Source organism: Pseudomonas sp. USHLN015 (assembly GCF_037153275.1).
In the GTDB taxonomy this organism is placed as follows: Bacteria; Pseudomonadota; Gammaproteobacteria; order Pseudomonadales; family Pseudomonadaceae; genus Metapseudomonas; species Metapseudomonas tohonis.
In genome coordinates this window covers 155,729-180,956 of record NZ_JBBCKP010000013.1, presented here as the reverse complement: position 1 = coordinate 180,956, position 25,228 = coordinate 155,729, and the positions used below count along the sequence as shown (strand labels likewise).

18 protein-coding genes and 1 pseudogene are annotated in these 25,228 nt (G+C 69.5%); 7 read left to right on the top strand and 12 right to left on the bottom strand.

The annotated features are described in order from the left end of the window. From WFQ67_RS25525 to WFQ67_RS25500, 6 genes and pseudogenes are all read right to left on the bottom strand, one after another. Window positions 1-181: pseudogene (locus WFQ67_RS25525) on the bottom strand (hypothetical protein); the annotation flags it as partial. Beyond that, window positions 178-2,880 carry a type VI secretion system Vgr family protein gene (locus WFQ67_RS25520; protein WP_337058561.1) on the bottom strand — a complete coding sequence of 901 codons (2,703 nt, stop codon included), beginning with the start codon at window positions 2,878-2,880 and terminating at the stop codon, window positions 178-180. The pseudogene WFQ67_RS25525 and the gene WFQ67_RS25520, both read right to left, overlap by 4 nt. Before the next feature lie 379 nt (window positions 2,881-3,259). After that, a complete protein-coding gene (locus tag WFQ67_RS25515; protein ID WP_337058560.1) occupies window positions 3,260-4,747 on the bottom strand; it encodes an efflux transporter outer membrane subunit in 1,488 nt (495 codons plus the stop codon). Beyond that, the gene (locus WFQ67_RS25510) at window positions 4,744-7,851 is read right to left on the bottom strand and encodes an efflux RND transporter permease subunit (RefSeq protein ID WP_337058559.1); all 3,108 of its coding nucleotides are present in this window, start codon (window positions 7,849-7,851) and stop codon (window positions 4,744-4,746) included. Before WFQ67_RS25510 ends, WFQ67_RS25515 begins: the two co-directional genes overlap by 4 nt. Before the next feature lie 37 nt (window positions 7,852-7,888). After that, window positions 7,889-10,984: an MdtB/MuxB family multidrug efflux RND transporter permease subunit gene (locus tag WFQ67_RS25505; RefSeq protein WP_337058558.1), complete on the bottom strand. Its 3,096-nt coding sequence runs from the start codon at window positions 10,982-10,984 to the stop codon at window positions 7,889-7,891. After that, window positions 10,981-12,261, bottom strand: a complete 1,281-nt coding sequence (locus tag WFQ67_RS25500) for an MdtA/MuxA family multidrug efflux RND transporter periplasmic adaptor subunit (protein WP_337058557.1) — start codon at window positions 12,259-12,261, stop codon at window positions 10,981-10,983. Before WFQ67_RS25500 ends, WFQ67_RS25505 begins: the two co-directional genes overlap by 4 nt. Window positions 12,262-12,462: 201 nt before the next feature. Here WFQ67_RS25500 and WFQ67_RS25495 point away from each other — a divergent pair, with 201 nt between their 5' ends. Both WFQ67_RS25495 and WFQ67_RS25490 read left to right on the top strand, forming a co-directional pair. Next, window positions 12,463-13,929 carry a TldD/PmbA family protein gene (locus tag WFQ67_RS25495; protein WP_243899300.1) on the top strand — a complete coding sequence of 489 codons (1,467 nt, stop codon included), beginning with the start codon at window positions 12,463-12,465 and terminating at the stop codon, window positions 13,927-13,929. Beyond that, entirely contained in the window at window positions 13,929-15,269 is a 1,341-nt protein-coding gene (locus tag WFQ67_RS25490) for a TldD/PmbA family protein (RefSeq protein ID WP_337058556.1), read from the top strand. The genes WFQ67_RS25495 and WFQ67_RS25490 overlap by 1 nt, the downstream gene beginning before the upstream one ends. Window positions 15,270-15,927: 658 nt before the next feature. On the opposite strand, the gene tpx is transcribed toward WFQ67_RS25490, so the two are convergent. The 6 genes from tpx to WFQ67_RS25460 all read right to left on the bottom strand — a co-directional run bounded on the left by tpx (window position 15,928) and on the right by WFQ67_RS25460 (window position 21,825). Continuing rightward, entirely contained in the window at window positions 15,928-16,425 is a 498-nt protein-coding gene (tpx, locus tag WFQ67_RS25485) for a thiol peroxidase (protein WP_043244675.1), read from the bottom strand. Window positions 16,426-16,604: 179 nt separating this feature from the next. Next, window positions 16,605-16,859: a DUF2790 domain-containing protein gene (locus WFQ67_RS25480; protein ID WP_173174408.1), complete on the bottom strand. Its 255-nt coding sequence runs from the start codon at window positions 16,857-16,859 to the stop codon at window positions 16,605-16,607. 202 nt (window positions 16,860-17,061) lie between these two features. Further along, on the bottom strand, window positions 17,062-17,946 hold the full coding sequence (locus tag WFQ67_RS25475; protein WP_337058566.1) for an HlyD family secretion protein: 885 nt from the start codon (window positions 17,944-17,946) through the stop codon (window positions 17,062-17,064). Between the two features lie 7 nt (window positions 17,947-17,953). After that, window positions 17,954-18,154, bottom strand: coding sequence for a DUF1656 domain-containing protein (locus tag WFQ67_RS25470; protein WP_213629539.1), 201 nt, complete (start codon window positions 18,152-18,154; stop codon window positions 17,954-17,956). Further along, entirely contained in the window at window positions 18,144-20,309 is a 2,166-nt protein-coding gene (locus WFQ67_RS25465) for an FUSC family protein (RefSeq protein ID WP_337058555.1), read from the bottom strand. Before WFQ67_RS25465 ends, WFQ67_RS25470 begins: the two co-directional genes overlap by 11 nt. A 10-nt stretch (window positions 20,310-20,319) precedes the next feature. Continuing rightward, complete coding sequence (locus WFQ67_RS25460) at window positions 20,320-21,825, bottom strand: efflux transporter outer membrane subunit (protein WP_442969627.1); 1,506 nt, start codon at window positions 21,823-21,825, stop codon at window positions 20,320-20,322. Between the two features lie 170 nt (window positions 21,826-21,995). Between WFQ67_RS25460 and WFQ67_RS25455 the strand changes: the two genes are divergently transcribed. The 5 genes from WFQ67_RS25455 to WFQ67_RS25435 all read left to right on the top strand — a co-directional run bounded on the left by WFQ67_RS25455 (window position 21,996) and on the right by WFQ67_RS25435 (window position 25,187). After that, window positions 21,996-22,949: a LysR family transcriptional regulator gene (locus WFQ67_RS25455; protein ID WP_173174416.1), complete on the top strand. Its 954-nt coding sequence runs from the start codon at window positions 21,996-21,998 to the stop codon at window positions 22,947-22,949. Between the two features lie 294 nt (window positions 22,950-23,243). Then, complete coding sequence (locus tag WFQ67_RS25450; protein WP_337058553.1) at window positions 23,244-23,798, top strand: hypothetical protein; 555 nt, start codon at window positions 23,244-23,246, stop codon at window positions 23,796-23,798. Between the two features lie 78 nt (window positions 23,799-23,876). Continuing rightward, window positions 23,877-24,461, top strand: coding sequence for a sigma-70 family RNA polymerase sigma factor (locus tag WFQ67_RS25445; RefSeq protein ID WP_213629531.1), 585 nt, complete (start codon window positions 23,877-23,879; stop codon window positions 24,459-24,461). Continuing rightward, the gene (locus tag WFQ67_RS25440; RefSeq protein WP_213629529.1) at window positions 24,451-24,753 is read left to right on the top strand and encodes a hypothetical protein; all 303 of its coding nucleotides are present in this window, start codon (window positions 24,451-24,453) and stop codon (window positions 24,751-24,753) included. The genes WFQ67_RS25445 and WFQ67_RS25440 overlap by 11 nt, the downstream gene beginning before the upstream one ends. Next, a complete protein-coding gene (locus WFQ67_RS25435) occupies window positions 24,750-25,187 on the top strand; it encodes a periplasmic heavy metal sensor (RefSeq protein WP_337058552.1) in 438 nt (145 codons plus the stop codon). The genes WFQ67_RS25440 and WFQ67_RS25435 overlap by 4 nt, the downstream gene beginning before the upstream one ends. Window positions 25,188-25,228: the final 41 nt, after the last annotated feature.

Below are 25,228 nucleotides of genomic sequence, written 5' to 3'. Positions count from 1 at the left end.
CGATGGCCTTGTGCACTGCACCAAAAGCCTCCTGGCCATTGATCAGCGGCCTATAGCTGGCCGGCCAGGGCCGGTACTCGGTATCGAGCACGTACCAGGGCGCGCAGCAGAACGCCTCATGGGTGCGGTGCAGGGCAATGGGCACCACGATATCGGGGTGCCTGGCGTTGGCCGGTCTCATGGGGTCTCTCCTTGATGGCCCGAGCGGGTGGCAAGCAACTCGGCGTACAGGCTGCGGTGATCCGTTTGCGGAGTTGCGTCTGCCTCAGCGGCACCGTGCTTGTGCAACCCCAGGTTGGCCAGTTCGCCCAGCTCGGGATTGCTGTATTCGCTGGGCACGGGCAACTGGAAGGACAGGCCGTTGGCCAGTTCCAGCCGGTAGCTTCGCGTCACCACCTGATGCTCGAGACTCAGGTAGCCGCTGTCGTCCATCACACCGCATTGCAGCTCTTGCCCGTCGGCATAAAGCCGATAGGGCATGCCGGCCCAGATCGCCCGTGGCGCATTGGGTACCTGGGGCATACGCAGCCTCAGACGCGGCGCCGACTCGAGCTTCGGGTACTGCGGGTGTGTGGCTTTCATGCTGGCAGCCCCCTGGTAATCGAAATGCGCCGCCTTGATCAGGTGGTCCCCCTGGGTGCCGGACTCGATGGAACAGGCATCGACGCTGATGTAGCTGCCCCCACCGTTGAGGACGATCCTCTTCTTGGCGGTGATGCGGATTTCATCCTCGGTGCTGACGATGTCCAGCCCCTGGCGCGCCAGCAGTTCCAGGCGGTCGTTCTGCGCCTGGATCTGCACCGCGCCCTGGTTGGCGATGAGCTTCAGGCCGAGCTTGCGCACGAACAGGCTGACGCCCTCCCCCACCCCGATGAACAGGCGCCTCACCACGCTCAAGGCGGCGTCCTTGCCCGCGTTGGCGATGAGGTTCCGTTCCGCGGCAAGTTGCAGGTGGCTACCACTGCTGAGCGCGATGCCCCTGGGCGCGCTGAGCAGCAGGACGGATGACTTGATCTGCTCCAGGTCCTGCCTGAGCAGGTCGAGCTGCGCCTGCACATCGGCCGGCTCGGCATGGGCAAGCTGTGCGTGCTCGGAAAGCGTCTGCATCTCCTCACCGGCGCGTTGCAGCCGGGCGAGTGTGTCCTGCATGGCCAGCACCTGCCCCTGGGCACGAGCCTGCTCATCGGCACTGATGTACAGCCCCCTCCCCGCCCGTACGGCACCCCAGCCGTCGGTGCGCAGCTCGAAGCCTTCGCCGCGTTTCTGCCGTTGCCCATCCACCAGGTGGCCGAGGTTGAGCTGGCTCTTGCCGCTGTGCTCGGTGCTGAGCTTGATGTGTTCCTGGCCGCGGGTGTCGTCCAGGCGCAGCTTGTTGTTGGACGGGGTGCGCAGGACGTTGCGCTTGTAGTTCTTCAGGGTGACGAGGTCGGGGTGCCGACTGTCGTGCAGGGCGAAGGCGATGAAGCCCCGGTCCGGGTCGCCGCGTTCGAAGGCGATGCCGACCTCGGTGCCCTGGATCAGCGGCAGGTGCAGGCCATGGGTATCCCCGGCATAGGCGCGCGCCAGGCGCAGCCACATGCTTTCCTGGCCGGCGGGCCAGGTGTCCTGGTCGAAGAGGAAGCTGACCTTGTAGCGGCCCTCCAGGTCGATGTGGCTGTAGAGGTCGTCGGCCTGCGCGCTGGTGACGCGGGCCGGGATGGTGCCGGCGATCACGGGGCGCGGCAGCAGCGGCGGGCGAAAGCACACGCTTTCGCTGTAGGGGATGGCCTCGAAGCGGGCTTCGAAGCTGCGGTCGCGGGCGGCGACGGTGACCAGGCGGGTGATGACGGCGCCTGGGGTGAAGGCCTCGGGCGCGCCGCCCTCGATCTTCAGCACCTGCCCAGGTGCCAGGGTGGCGCTGCTGGTGCGGCCGCCGAGACGGGTCTGGTCGTTGAGGTAGCGCTCGTGGGCGAGGCGGGCATAGAAGTAGCCGCTTTCGCTTTTCAGGTCTTCGTCGCGGGAGCCGGGGTCGTCCAGCTCGATGTAGAGCTCGCCGTAGTGATAGGCCTCGCCGTAGGTGGTCGGGTCGCCCCGGGTCTGGTCGAGGTCGCCGTCGAGGTAGGCCGTCGCGTCACGCGGGGTGTAGGCGCGGATACGCAGGTTCCTTTCCACCACGCCGTGGCTCGATTGCAGGTCCCAGACGGCGTCCTGGCCGCTGCTGACGGTGCCGGACTGCGGGCGGTAGGGCAGCTGGACGCCGAACCGGTAGTTGCGCTGGTCATCGTGGAATTCGACGACATCGATGCCCAGGCGCTCGTCGGCGGTGAAGCGGTACCAGATGCCGACCTCGGCCAGCAGGCGCTGGATGAAGGCCAGGTCGCTCTCGTCGTATTGCATGACCTGCTCGCGCTTGGGGTAGTCGCGCCTGAGGTCGAAGAAGAAGTCCTGCCCGGCCCAGCGGTGGCGGTCGCTGCGCAGGATCTGCTCGACGATCTCGGGCACCGAGAGGTGCTGGTAGATGCGGTACTGGCGGCCTCGCCCGAGCAGGGTCAGGCGCGGCTGCAGGGTGATTTCGTAGCGGGCCTCGTCGTTTGAGCCGGAGAGCCGCCGGAAGCCCGTGACCACGCCGTGCAGGGTGCGCAGCGGCTGGGTCGGCGGCGCGCCCAGGCCGGCGAAGGGCACCGGCTTGGGGGGCGCGAAGAGGCTGAAACTGGCGGGCTGCCCGACGATGCGCCTGGAGGGGAGGTCGCGCTGGGACGCGGTGAACTCGACCTGGTAGGTGAAGGGCTGGCTGAGCGTCTCGTCCCCGACGAAGGCGAGGACGTCGAGCCCGACGTCGAGTTCGCCGACCTGCAGGCGGTGACGGCTGTGATCGAAGAAATGGCGGAGTTCGGCAAGCATGTCGAGGCCTCATCGATGGGATGGCCCGTATGCATCGCCGGTTCGTGACCGTACCTCGAAGAAACCGCCGAGCCCTGCATCCGGGGCGAGACAGTAGGCGGAAAACCCCGATGAGCAGGGAATAGGGAAAAGCCCCCAGGGGATCGGGAAGCTTCCGAAGAAACGACGGGACCTGCCGTAGGAACCCAATCACTCCGATAGCTTGCAAGCTGCCGGCGTCCCGAAGAACGTCAGCGTCACCCGCTCCGGCTACGGGAACGCCAGGCAAAAAAAGCCCCGCCGAAGCGGGGCTAGAGCACATTCAACCTTTCAGCGAACGATGGCTTAGGGGGTAGCCCGGGCTTCAGCCCGGGGATGGGCGACGCGCCAGCCGCGCCGCTCAGGGCGTGGGCTGGCCTTGGTCGTCGGCGTCCACCTGCTCCAGGCGGCCCTGCTCCCAACCACCGCCCATGGCGGCGATGAGCTGGACGCTGGCGGTCAGGCGCGTGCCGGTGAGGGTGAGCACGGTGCGTTCGTTGGACAGCGCCGTGGCCTGGCTGGAGACCACGCTGCTGTAGTCCTGCAGGCCGGCCTTGTACTGGTTGGTCACCAGGCGCAGGGCCTCGCGGGCGGATTCCAGGGCCTCCTGCTGCACGCCGCTCTCCTCCTCCAGCACGCTGAGCTGGACCAGGTAGTCCTCCACTTCGCGGAAGCTGTCGAGCACGGTCTGGCGGTAGCTGGCCACCGTCTGGTCGTAGCTGGCTTCGGCCTGGTCGACCTGGGAGCGGATCAGGCCGCCGTCGAACAGGTTGAGGGCGAACTCGGGGCCGATGGACCAGAAGCGGTTCGGCGTGCTGATCCAGTCGCTCAGGCCGCCGCTGCGGTAGCCGCCGGTGGCGCTGAGGTTGAGGCTCGGGTAGTAGGCGGCCTTGGAAACCCCGATCTGCGCGTTGGCGGCGATCACCTTGCGCTCGGCCGAGGCCACGTCCGGGCGGCGCTCCAGCAGCTGCGACGGCACCAGCGCCGGCACCTGCGGCAGGCTCGGGACGCTGTCCACCTCGGCCAGGTCGAACTCCGCCGGCGGCACGCCGATGAGCACGGCGATGGCGTTCTCCAGTTGCGCGCGCTGGTACTTGAGGTCGATGGCCTGGGCCTGGGTGCTCTTGAGCTGGGTGCGCGCCTGGGCCACGTCGGCGCGGGTGACGATACCCGCGCGGAACTGGTTCTCGGTGAGCTTCAGCGAACGCTCGTAGGCCTGCACGGTGGCATCGAGCAGGCGCTTCTGCGCATCCATCACCCGCAGTTGCAGGTAGTTCTGCGCCAGCTCGGACTGCTGGCTCAGGCGCACGGCGGCGAGGTCGGCGGCGCTGGCCTGCATGCTCGCACTGTCGGCTTCCAACTGGCGGCGCAGCTTGCCCCAGAGGTCCAGCTCCCAGCTCACGCCGAGGGTGGCGCTGTAGCTGTTGGAGATGCCGCCGCTGCCACCGCTGGTGACGGTGGAGCCATCGGACAGGCGCACGGTGCTGCTGCTCCCGCCCTGGCCGGAGCGGGTCTTGCTCGCGTTGGCGCTCACCGAGGGGAAGAACGAGGCGCGCGCGCCGCGGGCCAGCGCCTGGGCCTGGCGGTACTGGGCGACGGACTGCGCCAGGGTCTGGTTGGAGGTTTCCAGGCGCCGCAGCAGGTCGTTGAGGGTGGCGTCGCCGTACAGCTCCCACCAGGCGCCACGGGCCAGGGCATCGGCCGGCGCGGCGGCCTTCCAGCCCTCGGCGTGCTTGAAGCGGGCGGGCACGGCATGGTCGGGCTGCTGGTAATCCGGCCCCACGGCACAACCGGCCAGGGCGATGGCCAGGGCCAGCACCGGGAAAAGACGGCGGGTTTGCGGACTCATAGCGGTGTCTCCAGCGAAGCGTCGGTGCGCACGCCGCGCCAGCGGTTGAAGCGGTGGCGCAGGCGGTCGAGGTACAGGTAGACCACGGGGGTGGTGTAGAGGGTGAGGATCTGGCTCAGCACCAGGCCGCCGATGATGGTCACGCCCAGCGGCTGGCGCATCTCCGCGCCCTCGGCGCCACCAATCAGCAGCGGCACCGCGCCGAGGATGGCGGCCAGGGTGGTCATCAGGATCGGTCGCAGGCGCAGCAGGCAGGCGCGGTGGATCGACTCGGCCGGCGACAGGCCGTCGTTGCGTTCCAGCTGCAGTGCCAGGTCGATCATCAGGATGGCGTTCTTCTTGACGATGCCGATGAGCAGGAACAGCCCCAGCAGCGAGATCAGGCTGAACTCGCCGCCGATCAGCTGGATGGTCAGCAACGCGCCCACCCCCGCCGACGGCAGCGTCGAGAGAATGGTCAGCGGGTGGATGTAGCTCTCGTAGAGGATGCCCAGCACCAGGTACACCAGCACCAGGGCGGCGAGGATCATCCACGGCTGGTTCTCCTGGCTGCTGGCGAAGGCATCGGCGGTGCCGCCCAGGCGCGCGACCACCGAGCTGGGCATGCCGATGGCCGCGACCGCCTTCTCGATGGCCACGGTGGCCTGGTCCAGGCTCACGCCCGGTGCCAGGTCGAAGGAGATGCTCTCCGAGGCGAACTGGCCCTCGTGGTTGACCCGGTCGTTCTCCAGGCTGCGCTCGTAGCGGGCGATGGCCGAGAGCGGCACGCGCTGGCCGTCGGCGGTGATCACCTGCACCTGCTCCAGGGTCGACGGGTCCTGGGCGTACTTCGGGTTCACCTCCATCACCACCTGGTACTGGTTGAGGGTGTCGTAGATGGTGGAGATCTGCCGCTGGCTGTAGGCGTTGTTGAGCACCGTGGTGACCATCGCCATGTCGATGCCCAGGCGCTTGGCCGCGTCCCGGTCCACCTTCAGGGTCACCTGCTGGGCGCCCTCGCCTTCCCGCGCGTCAATGGCGGTCAGCTCCGGCAGGGATTTCAACGCGTCGGTCACCTTGGGCAGCCAGGTGCGCAGGTCGGCCAGTTCGCCGGCCTGCAGCACGTACTCGTACTGGGAGCTGCGCTGCTCGCGGGAACCGCCGGTCATGATGTCCTGGTCGGCCATCAGCATCAGCCGGCCGCCGGGCACCTGGGGCATTTCCTTGCGCAGCCGCTCGATCACCTTCTGGGCAGAAAGCTGGCGCTCCTTGATCGGCTTCAGCCGCACGATCATGAAGGCGTTGTTGATGCCGCCGCTGCCGCCGATGAAACCGGCCACGCTCTCCACCGCCGGGTCCTTGAGCACCGCGCGGCGGAAGATTTCCATCTTCGGCTGCATCACGCTGAATGACAGGCCGTCGTCGCCACGGATGAAGCCGATCAACTGGCCGGTGTCCTGCTGCGGCAGGAAGGTCTTGGGCACGATCACGTAGAGCGCGACGTTGAGGCCGATGGTCACCAGCAGGCTGGCCAGGGTCAGGCGCGGGTGGCGCAGCGCCCAGCCGAGGCTGACGTCGTAGAGCCGGGTCATGCGCTGGTGGATCGCCTCGCTCCAACGCTGCATGCGGCTGTCGGCATCCGGCATGTGGGGCTTGAGCCAGCGCGCGCAGAGCATCGGCGTGAGCGTCAGCGACACCAGCAGCGACACCAGGATGGCCGCCGTCAGGGTCAGGGAGAACTCGCGGAACATGCGGTCGATGATGCCGCCCATGAACAGGATGGAGACGAACACCACCACCAGCGACAGGTTCATCGACAGCAGCGTGAAGCCCACCTCGCGGGTGCCCTGCAGCGCCGCCTTGAACGGCGGCATGCCCTCGTTGATGTGCCGGGCGATGTTCTCCAGCACCACGATGGCGTCGTCCACCACCAGCCCGGCGGCGAGAATCAGCGCCATCAGCGACAGCACGTTGAGGGAGAAGCCGCACAGGTACATCACCGCGAAGGTGCCCACCAGCGACACCGGCACCGCCAGCGCCGGGATCAGCGAGGCACGCAGGCTGCCGAGGAACAGGTAGACCACCAGGATCACCAGCGCCACGGCGATCAGCAGGGTGCGCTCGGCCTCGTGCAGGGTGGCGCGGATCACCGGCGAGCGGTCCATCGCCTGGTTCAGCTTGACGCTGGCCGGCAGCACCGCCTGCAACGCCGGCAGCTGGGCCTTGATGCTTTCGATGGTCTCGATGATGTTGGCGCCGGCCTGGCGGTTGATCACCAGCAGCACCGCGTCCTGGTCATTGAAGAAACCGCTGTTGTAGCGGTCCTCCACGGCGTCGCGCACCTTGGCCACGTCGCCCAGGCGCAGGGCCGCGCCGTCCTGGTAGCGGATGATCAGCGGCGCGTAGTCGGCGGCCTTCTCCAGCTGGTCGCTGGCGCCCACCTGCCAGTGGCGCTCGGCGTCTTCCACCGCGCCCTTGGGGCGGCGCTGGTTGGCGGCGGCGATGGTCTTGCGCACCTCGTCCAGGGCGATGCCGTACTGGTTGAGCAACTGCGGCTCCAGCTCCACCCGCACCGCCGGCAGCGAACTGCCGCCGATCTGCACCTCGCCCACGCCCTTAACCTGGGACAGGCTCTGGGCCAGGATGGTCGAGGCCAGGTCGTACAGCTGGCCCTTCTCCAGCACGTCGGAGGTCAGCGACAGCACCATGATCGGCGCCTGGGACGGATTGACCTTCTTGTAGGTGGGCATGCTGCGCATGCCGCTGGGCAACAGGTTGCGCGAGGCGTTGATGGCCGCCTGCACGTCGCGGGCGGCGCCGTTGATGTCCCGGTCCAGGTCGAACTGGATGATGATCCGCGTCGAGCCCTGGCTGGTGCGACTGGTCATCTGGGTGATGCCCGAAAGCGTGCCCAGGGAGCGCTCCAGCGGCGTGGTGACGCTGGAGGCCATGATCTCCGGGCTGGCACCGGGCAGGCTGGCCTGCACGGTGATCACCGGGAAGTCCATCTGCGGCAGCGGGGAGACCGGCAACAGGCCGAAGCTCATGCCGCCCAGCAGCATGATCGCCAGGCTCAGCAGCAGGGTCGCCACCGGCCGGCGGATGAAGGGAGCGGACAGGTTCACGACGCCGCTCCGGCCGGGGCAGCCGGCACGCGGCGCATCATGCCGCCACCCCTGCCGCGCTGCGGCCGGTGAAGCGCCGCGAGAGGCGGTCGAAGAACAGGTAGATGACCGGCGTGGTGAACAGCGTCAGCACCTGGCTCACCAGCAGGCCGCCCACCATCACCAGGCCCAGGGGCTGGCGCAGCTCCGCGCCGGAACCGCTGGCGAGCATCAGCGGCACGGCGCCGAACAGCGCGGCCAGGGTGGTCATCAGGATCGGCCGGAAGCGCAGCAGCGCCGCCTGGTAGATGGCCTCCTCCGGCGCCATGCCCTGGTGGCGCTCGGCCTCCAGGGCGAAGTCGATCATCATGATTGCGTTCTTCTTGACGATGCCGATCAGCAGGATGATGCCGATGATGGCGATCAGCCCCAGGTCATTGCCCGAGAGCAGCAGCGCCAGCAAGGCGCCGACGCCCGCCGAGGGCAGCGTGGAGAGGATGGTCACCGGGTGGATGTAGCTCTCATAGAGCACGCCGAGGACGATGTACATGGTCACCACCGCCGCCAGGATCAGCAGCAGCGTGCTCGACAGCGAGGCCTCGAAGGCCGCCGCCGCGCCCTGGAAGCGGGTCTGGATGCCTTCCGGCAGGCCGATTTCCTGCTGCACCCGCTCGATCACCTGCACCGCCTCGCCCAGGGCCACGCCCGGCGCCAGGTTGAAGGAGAGGTTCACTGCCGGGAACTGGCTGATGTGGTTCACCACCAGGGACGACTGGCGCTCCTGGATGCGCGCCAGGGTCGCGAGCGGCACCTGCACGCCGTCGGTGCCGGCCACCCGCAGCTGCTCCAGGGCCTTGGGCCCGATGCGATCACCGGTGGCGGACTCCAGCACCACGCGGTACTGGCTGGCCTGGGTGAAGATGGTGGAGATCTGCCGCTGGCCGAAGGCGTCGTAGAGCGCGTCGGTGATGGCCGAGACCTCCACGCCCAGGCGCCCAGCCATGTCGCGGTCGATGTCCAGGTACACCTGCAGGCCCTTGTCCTGCAGGTCGCTGGCCACGTCGGACAGCTCCGGCTGCTGGCGCAAGGCGTCCACCAGCTTGCCGGTCCACTCGCGCAGCAGCTCGGCGTCCGGGGACTCCATGCTGAACTGGAACTGGGTACGGCTGACCCGGTCCTCGATGGTCAGGTCCTGCACCGGCTGCAGGTACAGGCGGATGCCCACCAGGCGTTCCAACTGCGGCTGCAGGCGCTGGATCACCTCGCTGGCGGTGACGTCGCGCTCGCCGTGGGGCTTGAGGTTGATCAGCATGCGCCCGCTGTTGAGGGTGACGTTGTCGCCGTCGACGCCGATGTAGGAGGTCAGGCTGGCCACCGCCGGGTCCTTGAGGATCACCTCGGCCGCCTGCTGCTGACGCTCGCCCATGGCGCGGAACGACACCGACTGCGGCGCTTCGGTGATGCCCTGGATGACGCCGGTGTCCTGCACCGGGAAGAAGCCCTTGGGCACCGCCAGGTACAGCACCACGGTCAGCGCCAGGGTGCCCAGGGCCACCAGCAGGGTCAGCACCTGGTGGCGCAGCACCCAGCGCAGGCCATGGGAATAGCGCTCGATCATGCCGTCGATGAAGGCGCCGCTGGCGCGGTAGAAGCGGCCCTGCTCCTTCTCCTCCGGCTCGGGCTTGAGCAGCCGCGCGCACATCATCGGCGTCAGGGTCAGCGACACCACCAGGGAGATCAGGATGGCCACCGCCAGGGTGATGGCGAACTCGCGGAACAGCCGCCCCACCACGTCAGCCATGAACAGCAGCGGAATCAGCACCGCGATCAGCGAGAAGGTCAGGGAGATCAGCGTGAAGCCGATCTGCCGGGCGCCCTTGAGCGCGGCCTCCAGCGGCGTGGCGCCCGCCTCCAGGTGGCGGGCGATGTTCTCCAGCATGACGATGGCGTCGTCCACCACGAAGCCGGTGGCGATGGTCAGGGCCATCAGCGTCAGGTTGTTCACCGAGAAGCCGGCCAGGTACATCACCCCGAAGGTGCCCACCAGGGACAGCGGCACGGCGATGGACGGGATCAGCGTGGCGCTGAAGCGGCGCAGGAACAGGAAGGTCACCATCACCACCAGGGCGATGGCCAGCATCAGCTCATGCTGCACGTCGCGCACCGAGGCGCGGATGGTCTGGGTGCGGTCGGTCAGCACCATCACGTCCAGGCCCGCCGGCAGGTTGGCGGTCATCTTCGGCAGCAGCGCCTGGATGCGGTCCACCACCTCGATGACGTTGGCGCCGGGCTGGCGCTGGATGTTCAGCAGCACGGCCTGGTTCTGGTTGGCCCAGGCGGCCAGGCGCTCGTTCTCGGCGCCTTCGACGATGGTGGCCACGTCCTTCAGGCGCAGCGCCGCGCCGTTCTTGTAGGCGAGGATCAGGTTGGCGTACTCGTCCGCCGACTTCAGCTGGTCGTTGGCATCCAGCATGGAGGTGCGCGTCGGGCCGTCGAAGTTGCCTTTGGGCTGGTTGACGTTGGATGCGGTGATCAGCGAACGCACGCTGGAAAGGTTCAGGCCGTTGGCCGCGAGCGCCTCCGGGTTGACCTTGATGCGCACTGCCTGGCGCTGGCCACCGGCGATGCTGACCATGCCGACGCCGCTGATCTGCGACAGCTTCTGCGCCATGCGTGTGTCCACCAGGGTGTGCAGCTGCGGCAGCGGCAAGGTGCGCGACATCACCGCCACGGTCAGCACCGGGGTGTCGGCGGGGTTGACCTTGTTGTAGACCGGCGGCGCCGGCAGGTCATTGGGCAGCAGGTTGGTGGCGGCGTTGATGGCCGCCTGCACTTCCTGCTCGGCCACGTCCAGCTGCACGTCCAGGTTGAAGCGCAGGGTGATCACCGAGGCGCCGCCGGAACTGGTGGAGGACATCTGGTCCAGCCCCGGCATCTGCCCGAACTGGCGTTCCAGCGGCGCGGTCACGGCGCTGGTCATCACGTCCGGGCTGGCACCCGGGTAGAGCGTCATCACGCGGATGGTCGGGTAGTCCACCTCCGGCAGCGCCGACACCGGCAGCAGGCGGTAGGCGATCAGGCCGGCCAGCAGGATCGCCAGCATGCTCAGCGTGGTGGCGACCGGCCGCAGGATGAACAGGCGGGAGATGTTCATACGCCTTTTTCAGCCTTGCCGCCCTGCTCGCCCTTGTCGGCGCCTTGCAGTTGCTCGCTCGGCGCGGCCGGCACGGCATCGCTGTCGTGCACCACCTCTACGTCGCTGCCGTCGCGCAGGCGGTCGGTGCCTTCCAGCACCACCCGCTCGCCGGCCTTGAGGCCACTGCGGATCACGGTGTGCTCGCCGTCGCTGGGGCCGGTTTCGAGCTTCTGCACGCGCACCTTCTTCTCGCCGTCCAGCACGTAGGCGAAGGTGCCCTGGCTGCCGAACTGCACCGCAGCCGAGGGCACCAGCACGGCCTGGGCCAGGGTGTCGGCCAGCAGGCGCACGTTGACGAACTGGTTGGGGAACAGGGTCTCGCTGTCGTTGGCGAAGCGCGCCTTGAACTTCAGCGTGCCGGTGGTGGTGTCGATCTGGTTGTCCAGGCTCTGCAGCACGCCCTCGGCCTGCTTCAGGGTGTCGCCCCGGTCCCAGGCCTCCACCGGCATCGCCTGGCCGCTGCGGAAGCGGCTGACCACGCCGGGCAACTGGCTCTCCGGCAGGGTAAAGGTGACGCTGATGGGGCGGTTCTGGGTGATCACCACCAGCGGCGTGGTGTCGCCGGTGCCGACCTGGTTGCCCAGGTCCACCTGGCGCAGGCCGACGCGGCCGGCCACCGGCGCGCGCACCTGGGTGAAGCTGAGGTTCAGCTTGGCCTCGGCGACGGCGGCCTGGTTGGCCTTGACCGTGCCCTTGTACTGGCCCACCAGCGCTTCCTGGGTGTCCAGGGTCTGCTTGGCGATGCTGTCCTCGGCGTACAGGCCGCGGTAGCGGGCCAGGTCGATCTCGGCGTTCTTCAGCTGCGCCTGGCTCTGCAAGAGCGTGCCTTCGGCCTGCTGCAGGGCGACCTCGTAGGGGCGCGGGTCGATCACCGCCAGCAGGTCGCCGGCCTTGACCTGCTGGCCTTCCTCGAAGGCCAGCTTGACCACCTCGCCGCTGACGCGGGCCTTGACGTTCACCGTGTTCAGCGCGGTGACCGTGCCGAGGGCCTTGTAGTAGACGGGGAAGTCACCCTGGGTGGCGGCGGCCACGCGCACCGGCACCGGGCCGCTGAACGGGCCGAAGCCCGGGCGCGCCATGCCGGCCGGCCCCGGACGGGTGCGGGGCTCCTCGGCCTTGTGGCCGGAGGCGGCGGGCCATAGCCACCAGATCAGCGCCACCAGGGCAAACAGGCAGACGAGGATGAGCGGCCAGCGCCGGGTGGGACGAGCGTGCGGGTCTTGGATCGAGGGCATGATTCTGCGGTCGGTTCGTGCGAGAGCGTGAACGATAAGCACTCGGCGTGGCCAGGCAAAGCCTCTTTACCGCCTATTTACCCATTCCTTACCCCTACGAGGGCGCGGCCTTGAGCGGTGGCGGCCCTCGGCGGCCCGCCGTGCAACTGTCACAACACCTTTCCGCGCGCGTTCTTGTCCATCCGCGCGTACCGCGCGACCATGCGCGCTCGCCTTTCCGCTTCCTGGGAGTGCCCCGTGTTCGAACGACTCAAGCAGCAGTTCTCCACCCTGCGCAGCCGCGCCGATTTCCACGCCCTGCGCATCGTCCGCCAGAGCGGCGAGCACTGCCAGGTACGGCGCAACGTCGCCGAGCCGCCGTTCTTCTCCAGCGACCTGGGCGCCATGCTCAGCGTGCGCATCGGCGGCGTCGAAGCCTATGCCGCCACCAGCGACCTCAGCACCGCCGGCCTGCAGCGCGCCCTCGACCTGGCCGAAGCGCGCGCCCGGCTGATCGCCCCGTACAACCTGGTGGACGCCCGCGTCGCGCCGCCCCAGGGCCGCGCCGACTACCGCTCCCCCGGCCTCGACCAGCCGCTGCCCGGCATCGCCGAGCGCATCGAACTGCTGCGCGAGGAATCCGCCGCGGTGCCCGCCGACCCGCGCCTGGTCAACTGGACCCTGCTGCTCAGCGTCGACCGCCACGAACAGCTCTACCTCAACAGCGCCGGCGCCGAGCACTGGCAGGAACTGCAATTCGTCTACCCCGGCGCCAGCGTCACCGCCTTCGACGGCCACGACAGCCAGACCCGCAGCTTCGGCGGCTACCACGGCGGCCAGCAGGGCGGCGCCGAGGTCATCCAGCGCCTGGGGCTGCGCGGCGCGGCCCCGCGCGTGGCCGACGAGGCGCTGCAGCTGCTGCTGGCGCCCAACACCCCGGAAGGTCCGCGCGACCTGCTGCTGATGCCCGAGCAGATGATGCTGCAGATCCACGAATCCATCGGCCACCCGCTGGAGCTGGATCGCATCCTCGGCGACGAGCGCAACTACGCCGGCACCAGCTTCATTCGCCAGGAAGACTTCGGCCACTACCAGTACGGCTCGGCGCTGCTCAACGTCAGCTTCGACCCGGGCATCCCCGAGGAGCTGGCCAGCTACGGCCACGACGACGACGGCAGCGCCGCCCGGAAGACCCTGCTGATCGAGAAGGGCCTGCTCCTGCGCCCCCTCGGCGGCGCCCTCTCGCAGCAACGCAGCGGCCTGCCGGGCGTGGCCAACAGCCGCGCCTGCAGCTGGAACCGCGCCCCCATCGACCGCATGGCCAACCTCAACATCGAGCCCGGCGACCAGCGCCTGGAGCAGCTGATCGGCGGCATCGAGCGCGGCATCCTGATGACCACCAACCGCTCCTGGTCCATCGACGATGCGCGCAACAAGTTCCAGTTCGGCTGCGAATGGGGCCAACTCATCGAGAACGGCGAGCTCAAGGGTGTGGTGAAGAACCCCAACTACCGGGGCATCTCCGCCAGCTTCTGGCGCAGCCTCGCGGCGGTGGGCGATGCCAGCACCTTCGAAGTGCTCGGCACCCCCTTCTGCGGCAAGGGCGAGCCCAACCAGGTGGTGCGGGTGGGCCATGCCTCCCCCGCCTGCGTATTCAGCCAGGTCGACGTATTCGGAGGTGCCGCCTGATGAGCGTCCATATCGACACCCGTGAAGCCGGCTTCGCCGCCCTCGCCGAATCCCTTCGCCAGGCCCTGCACCCCGGCGAGGACTTCACCCTGTGGTACAGCGCCGAGTCCTCCGACTTCATCCGCTTCAACCACGCCCGCGTGCGCCAGGCCGGGCACGTGTCCCAGGCCGGCGCCACCCTGCAGCTGATCGCCGCCGAGCGCCAGGCGCAGATGGCCGTCACCCTCTCCGGCCAGCCGGAGGAAGACCGCCAGCGCCTGGCCGACGGCCTCGAACGCCTGCGCGCAGTGATCGGCCAGTTGCCGCCCGATCCCTACCTGATGCCCGACCGCACGCCCTGGCAGCGGCGCCACGTCGACACCCAGCCGCTGCCCGACCCGGCCGCCGTGCTGCCCTGCATCAGCGCCGCCGCCGAAGGCCTGGACCTGGTCGGCATCTACGCCGCCGGCCCGCTCTACCGGGGCTTCGCCAACAGCTGGGGCGCCTTCGGCTGGCACAGCGCCCACTGCTTCAACTTCGACTTCAGCCTGTTCCACGCCAACGGCCAGGCGGTGAAGGCCGACTACGCCGGCCAGGGCTGGAACGACGACGAATTCCATCGCCGCTTCGCCGCCGCCCGCGCCCAGCTGGAGCACCTGGGCAAGCCGCTGCGCGTGCTGGCACCCGGCGGCTACCGCGCCTACATCGCCCCGGCGGCGCTGGAAGAGATCACCGGCATGCTCTGCTGGGGCGGCTTCTCCGCCCGCGCCCTGGCGACCAAGGAAAGCCCGTTGCAACGCCTCGACGGCGACGGCGCCCGCTTCAGCCCGCTGCTGGGCCTGCACGAGCAGGTGGCCGGCGCCCTGTCCCCGGCCTTCACCGCCGAAGGCTCGCCGCGCAGCGATGTCGCCCTCATCGAACAAGGGCGCCTCACCGGACGCCTGGTGGGTTCGCGCAGCGCCCGGGAATACGGCCTGGCCGGCAACGGCGCCAGCGGCGACGAGAGCCCCCAGGCCCTGGTGATGGACGCTGGCACCCTGCCCGAGGCGGACGCCCTCGCCGCCCTCGGCACCGGGCTCTACATCGGCAACCTCTGGTACCTGAACTGGTCCGACCTGCCCGCCGCCCGCATCACCGGCATGACCCGCTTCGCCACCTTCTGGGTGGAGGACGGCCGCATCCAGGCGCCGGTCAGCACCATGCGCTTCGACGACAGCCTCTTCGACCTCCTCGGCGAGCAGCTCGAAGCCCTCACCGCCGAACGCCAGCTGCGCCTCTCCGCCAGCACCTACGGCGAACGCCAGACCCTCTCCTCCCTCCTGCCCGGCGCCCTGGTCAAGCGTTTGCAGCTCACGCTATAGCGCCACACCATCCGTAGCCCGGGCTTCAGCCCGGGAGCGGACACGCCCCACGCGGGTTCCACCCGCCCTACGAATCCGACCGGTGCGTAGGGTGGACGACGCCTCACCCGTCCACCATTCGCGGCCGATCCAGGCACCGCTGGTGGAGGTAAAAAGCGACCTCCACCCTACACACGGCTCAACCCCGCAACCGGCCTTGCGGCACTAGGCACATCCCAACTCCGTCGATCGGCCCTGGCACGCCCCGTAGGAGCGAATTCATTCGCGATGGACTATCCGGCCACTCGCAGCCTGGTGCCAACGGCGGGCCTTTCGCGGCTGAAGCCGCTCCCACAGGGAGTACCTGCCACGGCCGAACATCTCCGCGTTGGGCCTCGCTACGCTCGGCGCCAACCTACGGCACCACGCCCCTCGCAGGTCGGGTGCAACCCGACACCCCGGCGCCATACCACGCGGGTTCCACCCGCCCTACGAATCCGACCGGTGCGTAGGATGGACGACGCCTCACCCGTCCACCATTCGCGGCCGATCCAGGCACCGCTGGTGGAGGTAAAAAGCGACCTCCACCCTACACACGAATCAACGCCGTGCCTGGCCAAGGAATCCCGCCCAAAGAAAAAGGGAGGCCAATGGCCTCCCTTTCGTCACCCTCGCCCGATCAGAGCGCGGCGATGGCGGCTGCGTAGTCCGGCTCGTCGGCGATTTCGCCTACCAGCTCGCTGTGCAGCACCTTGTCGTTCTCGTCCAGCACCACGACGGCGCGGGCGGCGATGCCGGCCAGGGGGCCGTTGGCGATGGCGACGCCGTAGTCCTTGAGGAACTGCGCGCCACGCATGGTGGAAAGGTTGATCACGTTTTCCAGGCCTTCAGCGCCGCAGAAGCGCGCCTGGGCGAACGGCAGGTCGGCGGAGATGCACAGCACCACGGTGTTGGCCAGCTTGCTGGCTTCGGCGTTGAACTTGCGCACGGAGGTGGCGCAGGTGGGGGTGTCGACGCTCGGGAAGATGTTCAGCACCTTGCGCTTGCCGCTCAGGCTGGCCAGGGTCACGTCCGCCAGGTTGCCGCCGACCAGGCTGAAAGCCGGTGCCTGGGCGCCCTTGGCCGGCAGTTGGCCATCGACGCTGACGGGGTTGCCCTTGAGGGTTACTTGAGCCATGGAGTTGATCCTTTTATTGATGGGTTGTTCTGTACTGCAAGCAAGAGTGCCGCAGGATAATGAATTCCGACCGGCAAGTCAGATATTTAATCCAAACGTCACACGCACCCGATGGCTCCCCCAGAAACGACAATGCCCGGCTCATCGGGCCGGGCATCTGTCACGTCGAGCGGCTGGGCTCAACCGTTGGAGCAACCATTGCCGAACACCATGTATTCGAGGCGGTGGACCTTGCCCTGGTGGTCCTCGTAGGTCAGGTAGGCCGGCACCACGCCGCAGACATCGGGGATCTCGCTGCGGGAGATGACCCGGGCGATGTCCAGCTCCATGCCGTAGTGGTACTGCTCGGCCTGGGTGGTGGCGGGTTGTTCGGGGGTGGCAGCGAAGACGAGAGGAGACAGGCCGGCCAGGGCCAGCAACATGAACGCTTTCATTGATCTGTTATCCGAATTGCCTTGGGAAGGGGCTTCGGCCCGCTCTCCACGAACGGGCCGAAGGTACAGCGCAACACCGCAAACACGGTGAGGTAGATCAGCATGTGCCTCGTCGTGGGAGGCAGGACGATTTTAAGGAGCGCCCCGCGACGCTTACAGACCGATCCAGCACAAGGACTGTGGCCGCTGGATCAACAATCGCTCAGCCCCGCGCAGCGTCCCCGCCCTGCCCCTCGTCCACCACCACGGTGCAGGTCATCCCGGCGGACAGCGCCAGCCCCTCGGGCACCTCGTCCAGGTGGATGCGCACCGGCACGCGCTGGGCAAGGCGCACCCAGTTGAAGGTCGGGTTGACGTCCGCCACCAGCTCGCGGCTTTCCGGGTTGTCGCGGTCATAGATGCCCCGCGCGATGCTGTCGACATGCCCCAGCAGGCGCTCACCGCTCATCAGGCGCATCTCCACCTTCGCGCCCACGTGGATGCGCGGCAGGCGGGTCTCCTCGAAGTAGCCGTTGACGTAGAACGACTGCCCGTCCACCAGCGCCATGCTCGCCTGGCCGGTGCGCGCGTAGTCGCCCCGGTAGACGTTGAGGTTGGTGACGTAGCCGTCCACCGGCGCACGCACCTCGGTGCGCTCCAGGTCCAGCCGCGCGGCATCACGGCGGGCCAGGGCGCGGCGGTAGCGCGCCTCGGCGCCGCTGGCGATGTGGCTCGCGTCCTCGCGGCTCTCCCGCGACACCACCAGGTCGTCCATGTCGGCGCGGCGGCGGGCGTTGAGGCGGCGCATGTCCAGCTCGGCGCGGGCGGCGTCCACCTCCGCTTCCGCCTCGCTCACCGCCAGCGCGTAGTGCGAGGGGTCGATGCGCAGCAGCACGTCGCCGGCCTTCACCGCCTGGTTGTCGCGCACCGGCACCTCCACCACCAGCCCGGCGACGTCGGGGCCAATGTTGATCACGTCGGCGCGCACGCGGCCGTCACGGGTCCAGGCCGACTCCATGTAGTGCTGCCACAGCTGGTGCACCAGGGTCACCGCCAGGGCGAGGATGAGCAGGGTCGCGCCGACACTGATGATTCGTTTCACGGACAGGGGTCTCTCAACGGTAGGTGGCCAGCGCCAGGGCGCCGTACAGGCAGGTAAACAGGCTGACCCGCAGCAGCACCGGGTGCCACGCGTAGCGGTACAGGCCGAGGCGCGCGGCGAGGCGGTCGAGCAGCCAGCCGCCGGCCAGGGCCAGGAGGAACAGCAGCGTCAGGCTCGGCAGGTAGACGCCGTGCAGGGCGATCTCACGGGGCATGGGCGAGTACCGGGGCAGGTGCCGCCTCGTCCGCCTCGGCCCAGGGCGCCAGCGGGTCGAGCAGCGAGGTGCGGATGAAGTGCAGGTAGCTCTGCAGGCGACGCAGCGGCGAGGTCTCGAACTGCGGCGCGCAGGGCTCGGGAGTGGCGCGCACCGCCTCGATGGCCTGCTCCACCGCCTGCAGCGCGCGCACGCGGTTGGCTTCGCCGGGCTGGATCAACAGGCGGATCAGCGCCCGGCCCATCACCCGCACCGCCTGGCGCCAGGGCATGGACTCGGCGTAGCACGACAGCGCCGGCAACCGCGCCTGCTCCAGGCGCAGCTCGATCACCGCGTGCCCCACTTCCTGCACCGCGTACATCCAGCGCAGCAGGCGGCGCTGCACGTCCGGGCGCCCGGCGGAGAAGGCGTAGGCCTGGGCCAGCAGGTCCCGCGTGCCGCTCTCGAAGCCGCTCACCAGCCCACGGATGCGCCCGCTCACGGTGTGCACCGCGCACAGGCGCAGGTCGTGCTCCAGGCGCCGCCACAGCCAGGGCCGGTTGGGCGGCAGGATCAGCGCCGCCGCCAGGGTGGCCAGGGTCATGGACAGCAGCACCGCCAGGTACTCGTTGAACAGCCGGTAGGGGTCGTAGTGGGTCAGGTTGGCCGGCAGCGACAGCAGGCAGAACCACACCAGCAGGCCGACGCCGTAGCCCGACCACTGGCTGCGCGAGAGCAGCAGCGCGCCCAGGGCGAAGGTGGGTGCCAGGGCGCAGCAGAGCATGGCGAAGCCATCCAGCCAGGGCAGCACCCAGAAGGTGGTGAAGATGCCGGCCAGGGCGCCGCCGGTGGCGCCGATCGTCAGTTGCAGGGCCAGGCGCTTGGGGTTGGAGGAGGACGAGGCCAGCGCCGAGATCATCCCCACGGTCATGGTGAAGGTCTCCCCGGCGGGCCAGGCGGTGGCCATCCAGAAGGTACCGAGGGCGAGGATCAGCAGGCTGCTGCGCATGCCGGCCACGGCGGCGGCCAAGGGGTTGGCGCGGGGGCTGAAGCTCTCCCGCCAGTCCTCGCGGGCGTGGCGGTGGTCCAGCAGCGAGGCCAGGGTCAGGGCGTAGCCGTGGAGGTCATCGACGAAGCGGAACAGCAGCTCGGCGGCGGTATCGAAATCCAGCGCGCCGGCCTCGTCCACCTGCTGCACGGCCAGGCGGCCCCGCCCGGCACGGATCAGCTGCATCAGCTCCTGCCGGCAGGCCGCCAGGCGCCCGGCGAACTCCGCCGCCTCGGCGTCGCTGCCCAGGCGCTCGCGCTGGGCGGCGAGCAATGCCGCCACCTCCGCCAGGGGCGGGGCCAGGGCCTCGCGCACCCGTTGCCCGCCGGCCGGCTCGGCCAGGCGATTGAGCAACTGGTGCAAGGCGTGGAAGCGCGTGGAAAGCACCATGAACTCGTTGTTCAGCCGCCCCAGCCGCCCGGCACGCAGGCGCATGTGCGGGTCTTCGAAGGCGGTGGCGTTGCGCAGGTTCTCCAGGCCCACGGCGGCGGCGGCGAAGCGCGCGTTGAGCGCCTCGAAGCACTCGCTGTCCAGGCGCCCGGCCAGCCCCTCGCAGGCGAAGGCGGCGAAGTCGCGGAAGCGCGCCTGCAAGGTGGCGCGCAGGTCGGCGCTGCTGGTCTGCGGCAGCACCAGCGCGCTGACCAGCCCGGTGCAGAGGATGCCCAGGGTGATCTCCAGCACCCGCCACAGCGCCGACATGAAGGCGCCTTCCGGGTGCAGGGTCGCCGGCAGGCCGATGATCACCGCGGTGTAGCCGGCCAGCACGCAGGCGTAGCCGCGAAAATCCCGGTAGCGCGCGGCACCGGCGGTGCACAGGCCGATCCAGATGGCCACGGCGAGCATGAACAGCACCCGCTCCTGGTTGAACAGGGCGATCAGCGCCACCATCACCGTCAGCCCCAGCAGCGTGCCGATGATGCGGTAGAAGCTCTTGGCCAATACCTGGCCGCTCTGCGGCTGCATGACGATGAACACCGTCACCAGCACGGTGCCGGGCTGCGGCAGCTCCAGGCGGTAGGCCAGCCACAGGGCGATGAAGGCGGTGAGCAGGGCCTTGAGGATGAACACCCAGGTGAGGCCTTCGGTGCGTGCCCAATGGGCCAGCTCGCGGCGCAGGGTCGTGGTCATGGTCGTCGTCTCAGGGGTGGGTCAATCGCAATGTGGGCTCGCCGGGCTCCAGCTCGCGGGGCTGCGGCCCCGAGGCCCCGGGCAGCACACCGCCGCCCAGTTGCAGCAGCAGGTCGGCCTGGGCCACCAGGCGCGCGGCGCGCACCCGTTGCTGCTGGCGCTGGGCCTGGAGCAGCGCCGGTTGCGCCTCCAGAACCGCACGCTGGTCGGTGAGGCCGCGCTGGCGGGCCAGTTGCGCGAGATCGAAGGCGTGCTGCGTCTGGTCCACCGACTCGGCGACGAGGTGCTGCTGCTCGCGCAGGGATTTCAGCCGCACCAGGGCATCGGCCACGCCCTTGATCGCCTGCACCAGCGCCTGGTTGTAGCCCTGCACCGCCAGGTCGTAGCCGGCCCCCGCCTCCGCCAGCCGCCCACGGCGCAGGCCACCGTCATACACCGGCAGGGACAGCGCCGGCCCAAGGCCCCAGGTCAGCTTGTCGTAGCGCAAGAAATCCAGCACCCCGCCCTGCACCGCCGAGCTGCCGAGGCCGCCGAGCAGGTCGACGTTGGGGTAGAAATCCGCCTTCGCCGCCTCGATGCCCCGCGCCTCGGCCGCCACCCGCCAGCGCGCGGCCACCAGGTCCGGCCGGTGGCCGAGCAGCTCCAGGGGCAGGCGCGGCGGCAGGCCCAGGTCCAGCAGCGGCGACAAGGCCGGGCGTTGCAGCGCCTCGCCCTCCCCCGGCCCGACGCCGGCCAGGGCGGCGAGCTGGTTGCGGTCCAGTTCGATGGCCTCGTGCAGCAGGTCGATCTGCCGGTGGGCCTCGGGCAGGCCCATCCCGGCGCGGGTCTCCTCCAGGCCGGTGCCGATGCCGTCGCGGCGGCGCTGGCGAACCAGTGCCAGCAGCTGTTCCTGGCGGGCCAGCTCGGCCTCGGCGATGTCCAGCTCGGCGTGGTGCAGGGCCAGGCCTATGTAGCTGCGCACCAGGTTGCCTTGCAGCTCCAGGGCCGCCAGGCGTGCCTCGCTCGCCGTCGCCTGGGCCTGGTCGAGGGCCGACTCGCCCCGGCTGCGCTCGCGGCCCCAGAGATCCAGCGGGTAGGAAAAGCCCAGTTGGCTGGTGTTGTTCCAGCTGCTGCTGCGGGCCAGGTCACCGGGGCCATAGAAGGCATCGTCGGGCCAGCGCTTGCGCTGCAGGCTGGCGTCCAGGCCCAGCTGCGGCGCCTCGTCGGCTTCCACCACGCCTGCCCGCGCCTGCGCCTGGCGCACCCGCGCGGCGGCCATGGCCAGGCTCGGGCTGCCGGCCAGGGCGCGGTCCATCCAGCGGTCCAGCTGCGGGTCACCGAAGGCACGCCACCATTGCCCGGCTGGCCAGCCGGCCTCGGCCCGGGCGGCGGCGATGGCGGCGCCCGGCGCCAGTTCATGGGCGTCGAGGGGCCGGGAGGCTGGCGCAAGGCCGGAGGAATCGATGCAGGAACACAGAAGCGGGAAGACGGCGAACAGACTGGCTCGGGTCAACCCGGGCCGACGATTGCGGGGCACGTGCGGCACATCCTGAGGCAAGGGCCGAGAGGCCCGAAACGGCGCCGATTCTATGTGCGGCCCGGGGCCAGGATAAGCGCTCGGATAGGCGATTCATTGTGTACTGATCGGCCATAATCCCCCCGGCACTTCATGCCAGAATTCGCACCCCTTCCAGGTCGGAGCCCCTCATGGACATCCTCTTCAACATGCGCGCCTTCGTCTGCGTGGCCGAAACCGGCAGTTTCACCGCGGCAGCGGCCCGCCTCGACCTGACCACCTCGTACGTTTCGCGCGCCGTGGCCACCCTGGAAACCCACCTGCGCACCCGCCTGCTGCACCGCACCACCCGTCGCATCGCCCTCACCGAAGCCGGCCAGCGCTACCTGCTGCGCTGCGAGCAGATCCTCGGCTACATCGAGGAGGCCGAGGCCGAAGCCAGCGAGGCCCACGCCCGCCCCGCCGGCAACCTCAAGGTCCACGCCATGACCGGCATCGGCCAGCACTACCTGATCAAGGCCATCGCCCAGTACAGCGAGACCTACCCGGACGTGAGCTTCGACCTGACCCTGGCCAACCGCACCACCGACATCCTCGACGAGGGCTACGACATCTCGGTGGTGATCGCCCAGGAGCTGCCCGACTCGGGCTTCATCTCCAAGCAGCTCGGCACCACCTACAGCGTGCTCTGCGCCTCCCCCGCCTACATCGCCAGGCACGGCGCCCCGCGCCAGCCGTCCGACCTCACCCAGCACCGCTGCCTGCGCCTGGTGAACTCGGTGATGGCGTTGGACAAGTGGCTGTTCGAGGGCCCGGACGGGCAACAGATGATCTCCATCAACCACACCCCCTTCCAGGTCAACACCGCGGACGCCATGACCGAGGCGCTGATGGCCGGCATGGGCATCGGCGTGCTGCCGGTGTACTCCGCCGTGAAGGGCCTGGCCGACGGCAGCCTGGTGCGCGTGCTGCCGCGCCACAGCCTGTTCCCCCTGGGCATCTATGCGCTCTACCCGTCGCGGCAGTTCCTCGACGCGAAGATCCGCACCTGGGTGGAATTCCTCCGCGACTTCCTGCCCGACCGCCTCAAGGCCGACGACGCCGTGATCACCGCCTGCAGCAACGCCTTGCCGCCGCAGCCGTAGGCTGAACCCCGCCTCACTCGCCCAACATCCGTGGTCACGCCGGGCTCCGCCGGTGGATGAAAAGAGCGCCATCCACCCTACATCCGGCCCACCTCGGTGCCCCACTCCAGCACCACGGTCGCCGCTGCGTAGGGTGGATGACGCTTCACCCATCCACCAAGCGGAACAACAGATCGCACGGAGCTGTACCCGACATCCGCCCCATCCCGGTGCCTTCAAAAAATAAACGCAGGGGCGCCCCCAACGCCGTCGTACAACCCTCGAACCCGCCCTTTTCCCGGCAACGAGGCTCCCATGAACGCCACCCTGCGCAACGCCCTGCCCCACCTGCTCTGCCTGCTCCTGCTGTGCACCGGCCTGGCCGAGGCCAGGGAACGCCAACACGCAGGCAGCTTCGTCACCGGACGTGGGCAGGCCGGCACCTGGCAGACCCAGCGCAGCGGCAACCTGGCCGACGGGCTGACCCGCCAGCGCAGCGTCACCGGCGACGACGGCCGCAGCACAAGCCGCACCAGCACCACCCGCTACGACCGCGACAGCGGCCAGTTCAGCCGCAGCAGCAGCGGTGCCGATGGCCGTGGCGTCACCCTCGAAGGCACCCACGCCGACGGCCAGAGCAGCGGCACCTGGACCACCACCGACGGCCGCAGCGGAACCTTCAGCCAGCAGTCCCAGCGCGGCGACGACGGCCTCACCCGCCAGACCCAGGTCACCAACGCAGCGGGCGAGACGGCACAGCGTTCGGCCAGCTACAGTTTCGACCGCGACAGCAACACCCTTTCGCGCAGCGTGACCGGCAGCCAGGGCGAGACCCGCAGCGGCAGCGTCACCCTCACCCCCTTGCCCTGAACCGGAGGCCCGATGAAGCGCCCCACCCCGCTGCTGCCCGATTCCCGAACACCCTCGATGCCCGGGTAGCCACGACGGATGCAGCTCGACGACGAACGCCTGATGGCCGCCGTGGCCGAAGGTGACGAACGCGCCTTCGCCACCCTGGTGCAGCGCCACCTGCCGCGCGCCTATGCCATCGCCCGGCGCGTGCTGCCCGAGCAGGCCGACGCCGAGGACGCCGCCCAGGAAGCCTTCACCCGCATCTGGACCCACGCCGCCGACTGGCAACCGGGCCGGGCGCTGTTCACCACCTGGCTGCAGCGCATCCTGGTCAACCAGTGCCTGGACCAGTTGCGCCGTCGCAAGCGCCGCCCCGAACAGGACATCGACGCCCTGCTGGAAGAACTGCTCGACCCCGACGCCGACACCGCCGCGCAGGTGCAGCGCGCCCGCGAGGCCGCCGAGGTCCAGCGGGTGGTGCAGCGGCTGCCGGACAAACAGCGCATGGCCGTGGTGCTCTGCTACTTCGAGGAGCACAGCAACCCCCAGGCCGCCGCACTCATGGGCCTCCACCTCAAGGCCCTGGAAGGCCTGCTGGGCCGGGCCCGCGCGCAACTGCGCCGCTGGTTGCCCGCAAGCCCGGCCAACCGCCCCACCGAGGAGCACGACGATGAACGATGAACAGGACCTGCGCCGGCACCTGGCCGCACAACCGAGACCGACGCCCCCGGCCGACCTCGCCGCGCGCATCGTCGCCCGCGCCACCGCGCAACCGCAGCGCCCGGGCTGGCGCCGACGCCTGCAACGGGCCCTGGAACAATGGCGCTACGGCTGGCAGCTGAAGCTCGCCAGCCTCGCCCTGTGCGGCGTGCTCGGGCTGCTCGCCGGGCATGCCGGCGCGCCGGCCGGCGACGCCGACCTGGAAGTGGCCGCCCAGGCCATGGACCAACTGCTGTGGACGGAGGAACCATGAACAGGACCTGGCTGCTCGGCGGCGCCCTGCTGCTCTCCCTGGCCGGCAATGCCTTTCTCGGCGGCTGGCTGATCGCCCGCCCGGCACCGGGCGACTCCGGCTTCCAGGGCCAGCCCATGCGCCAACTGATCGCACGGGTGCGGGAGCTGCCCGCCGAGCAACGCGGCGAGGTGCGCGCGGTGATCCGCCAGCACGCCCCGCAGTTGCGCGACCTGGCCCAGGCCAACCGCGACAACCGCCAGCAACTGCTCAATGAACTGGCCAGCGAGCCCCTGGACGCCGCCGCCGTCGAACGGCGCTTCGCCCAGCAGCGCGAGGCCACGGCAACGCTGCAGCGCGCGGCCCAGGCGATGCTGCTGGAGATCGCCGGCAAGCTGCCCGTGGAGCAGCGCCGCCGCTTCTTCGACCGCCCGCAGGCCTTCGGCGCCCCGTGACCGGCACCGGGCATCGCCGCTGGCTGGCGGGCCGGCATGCC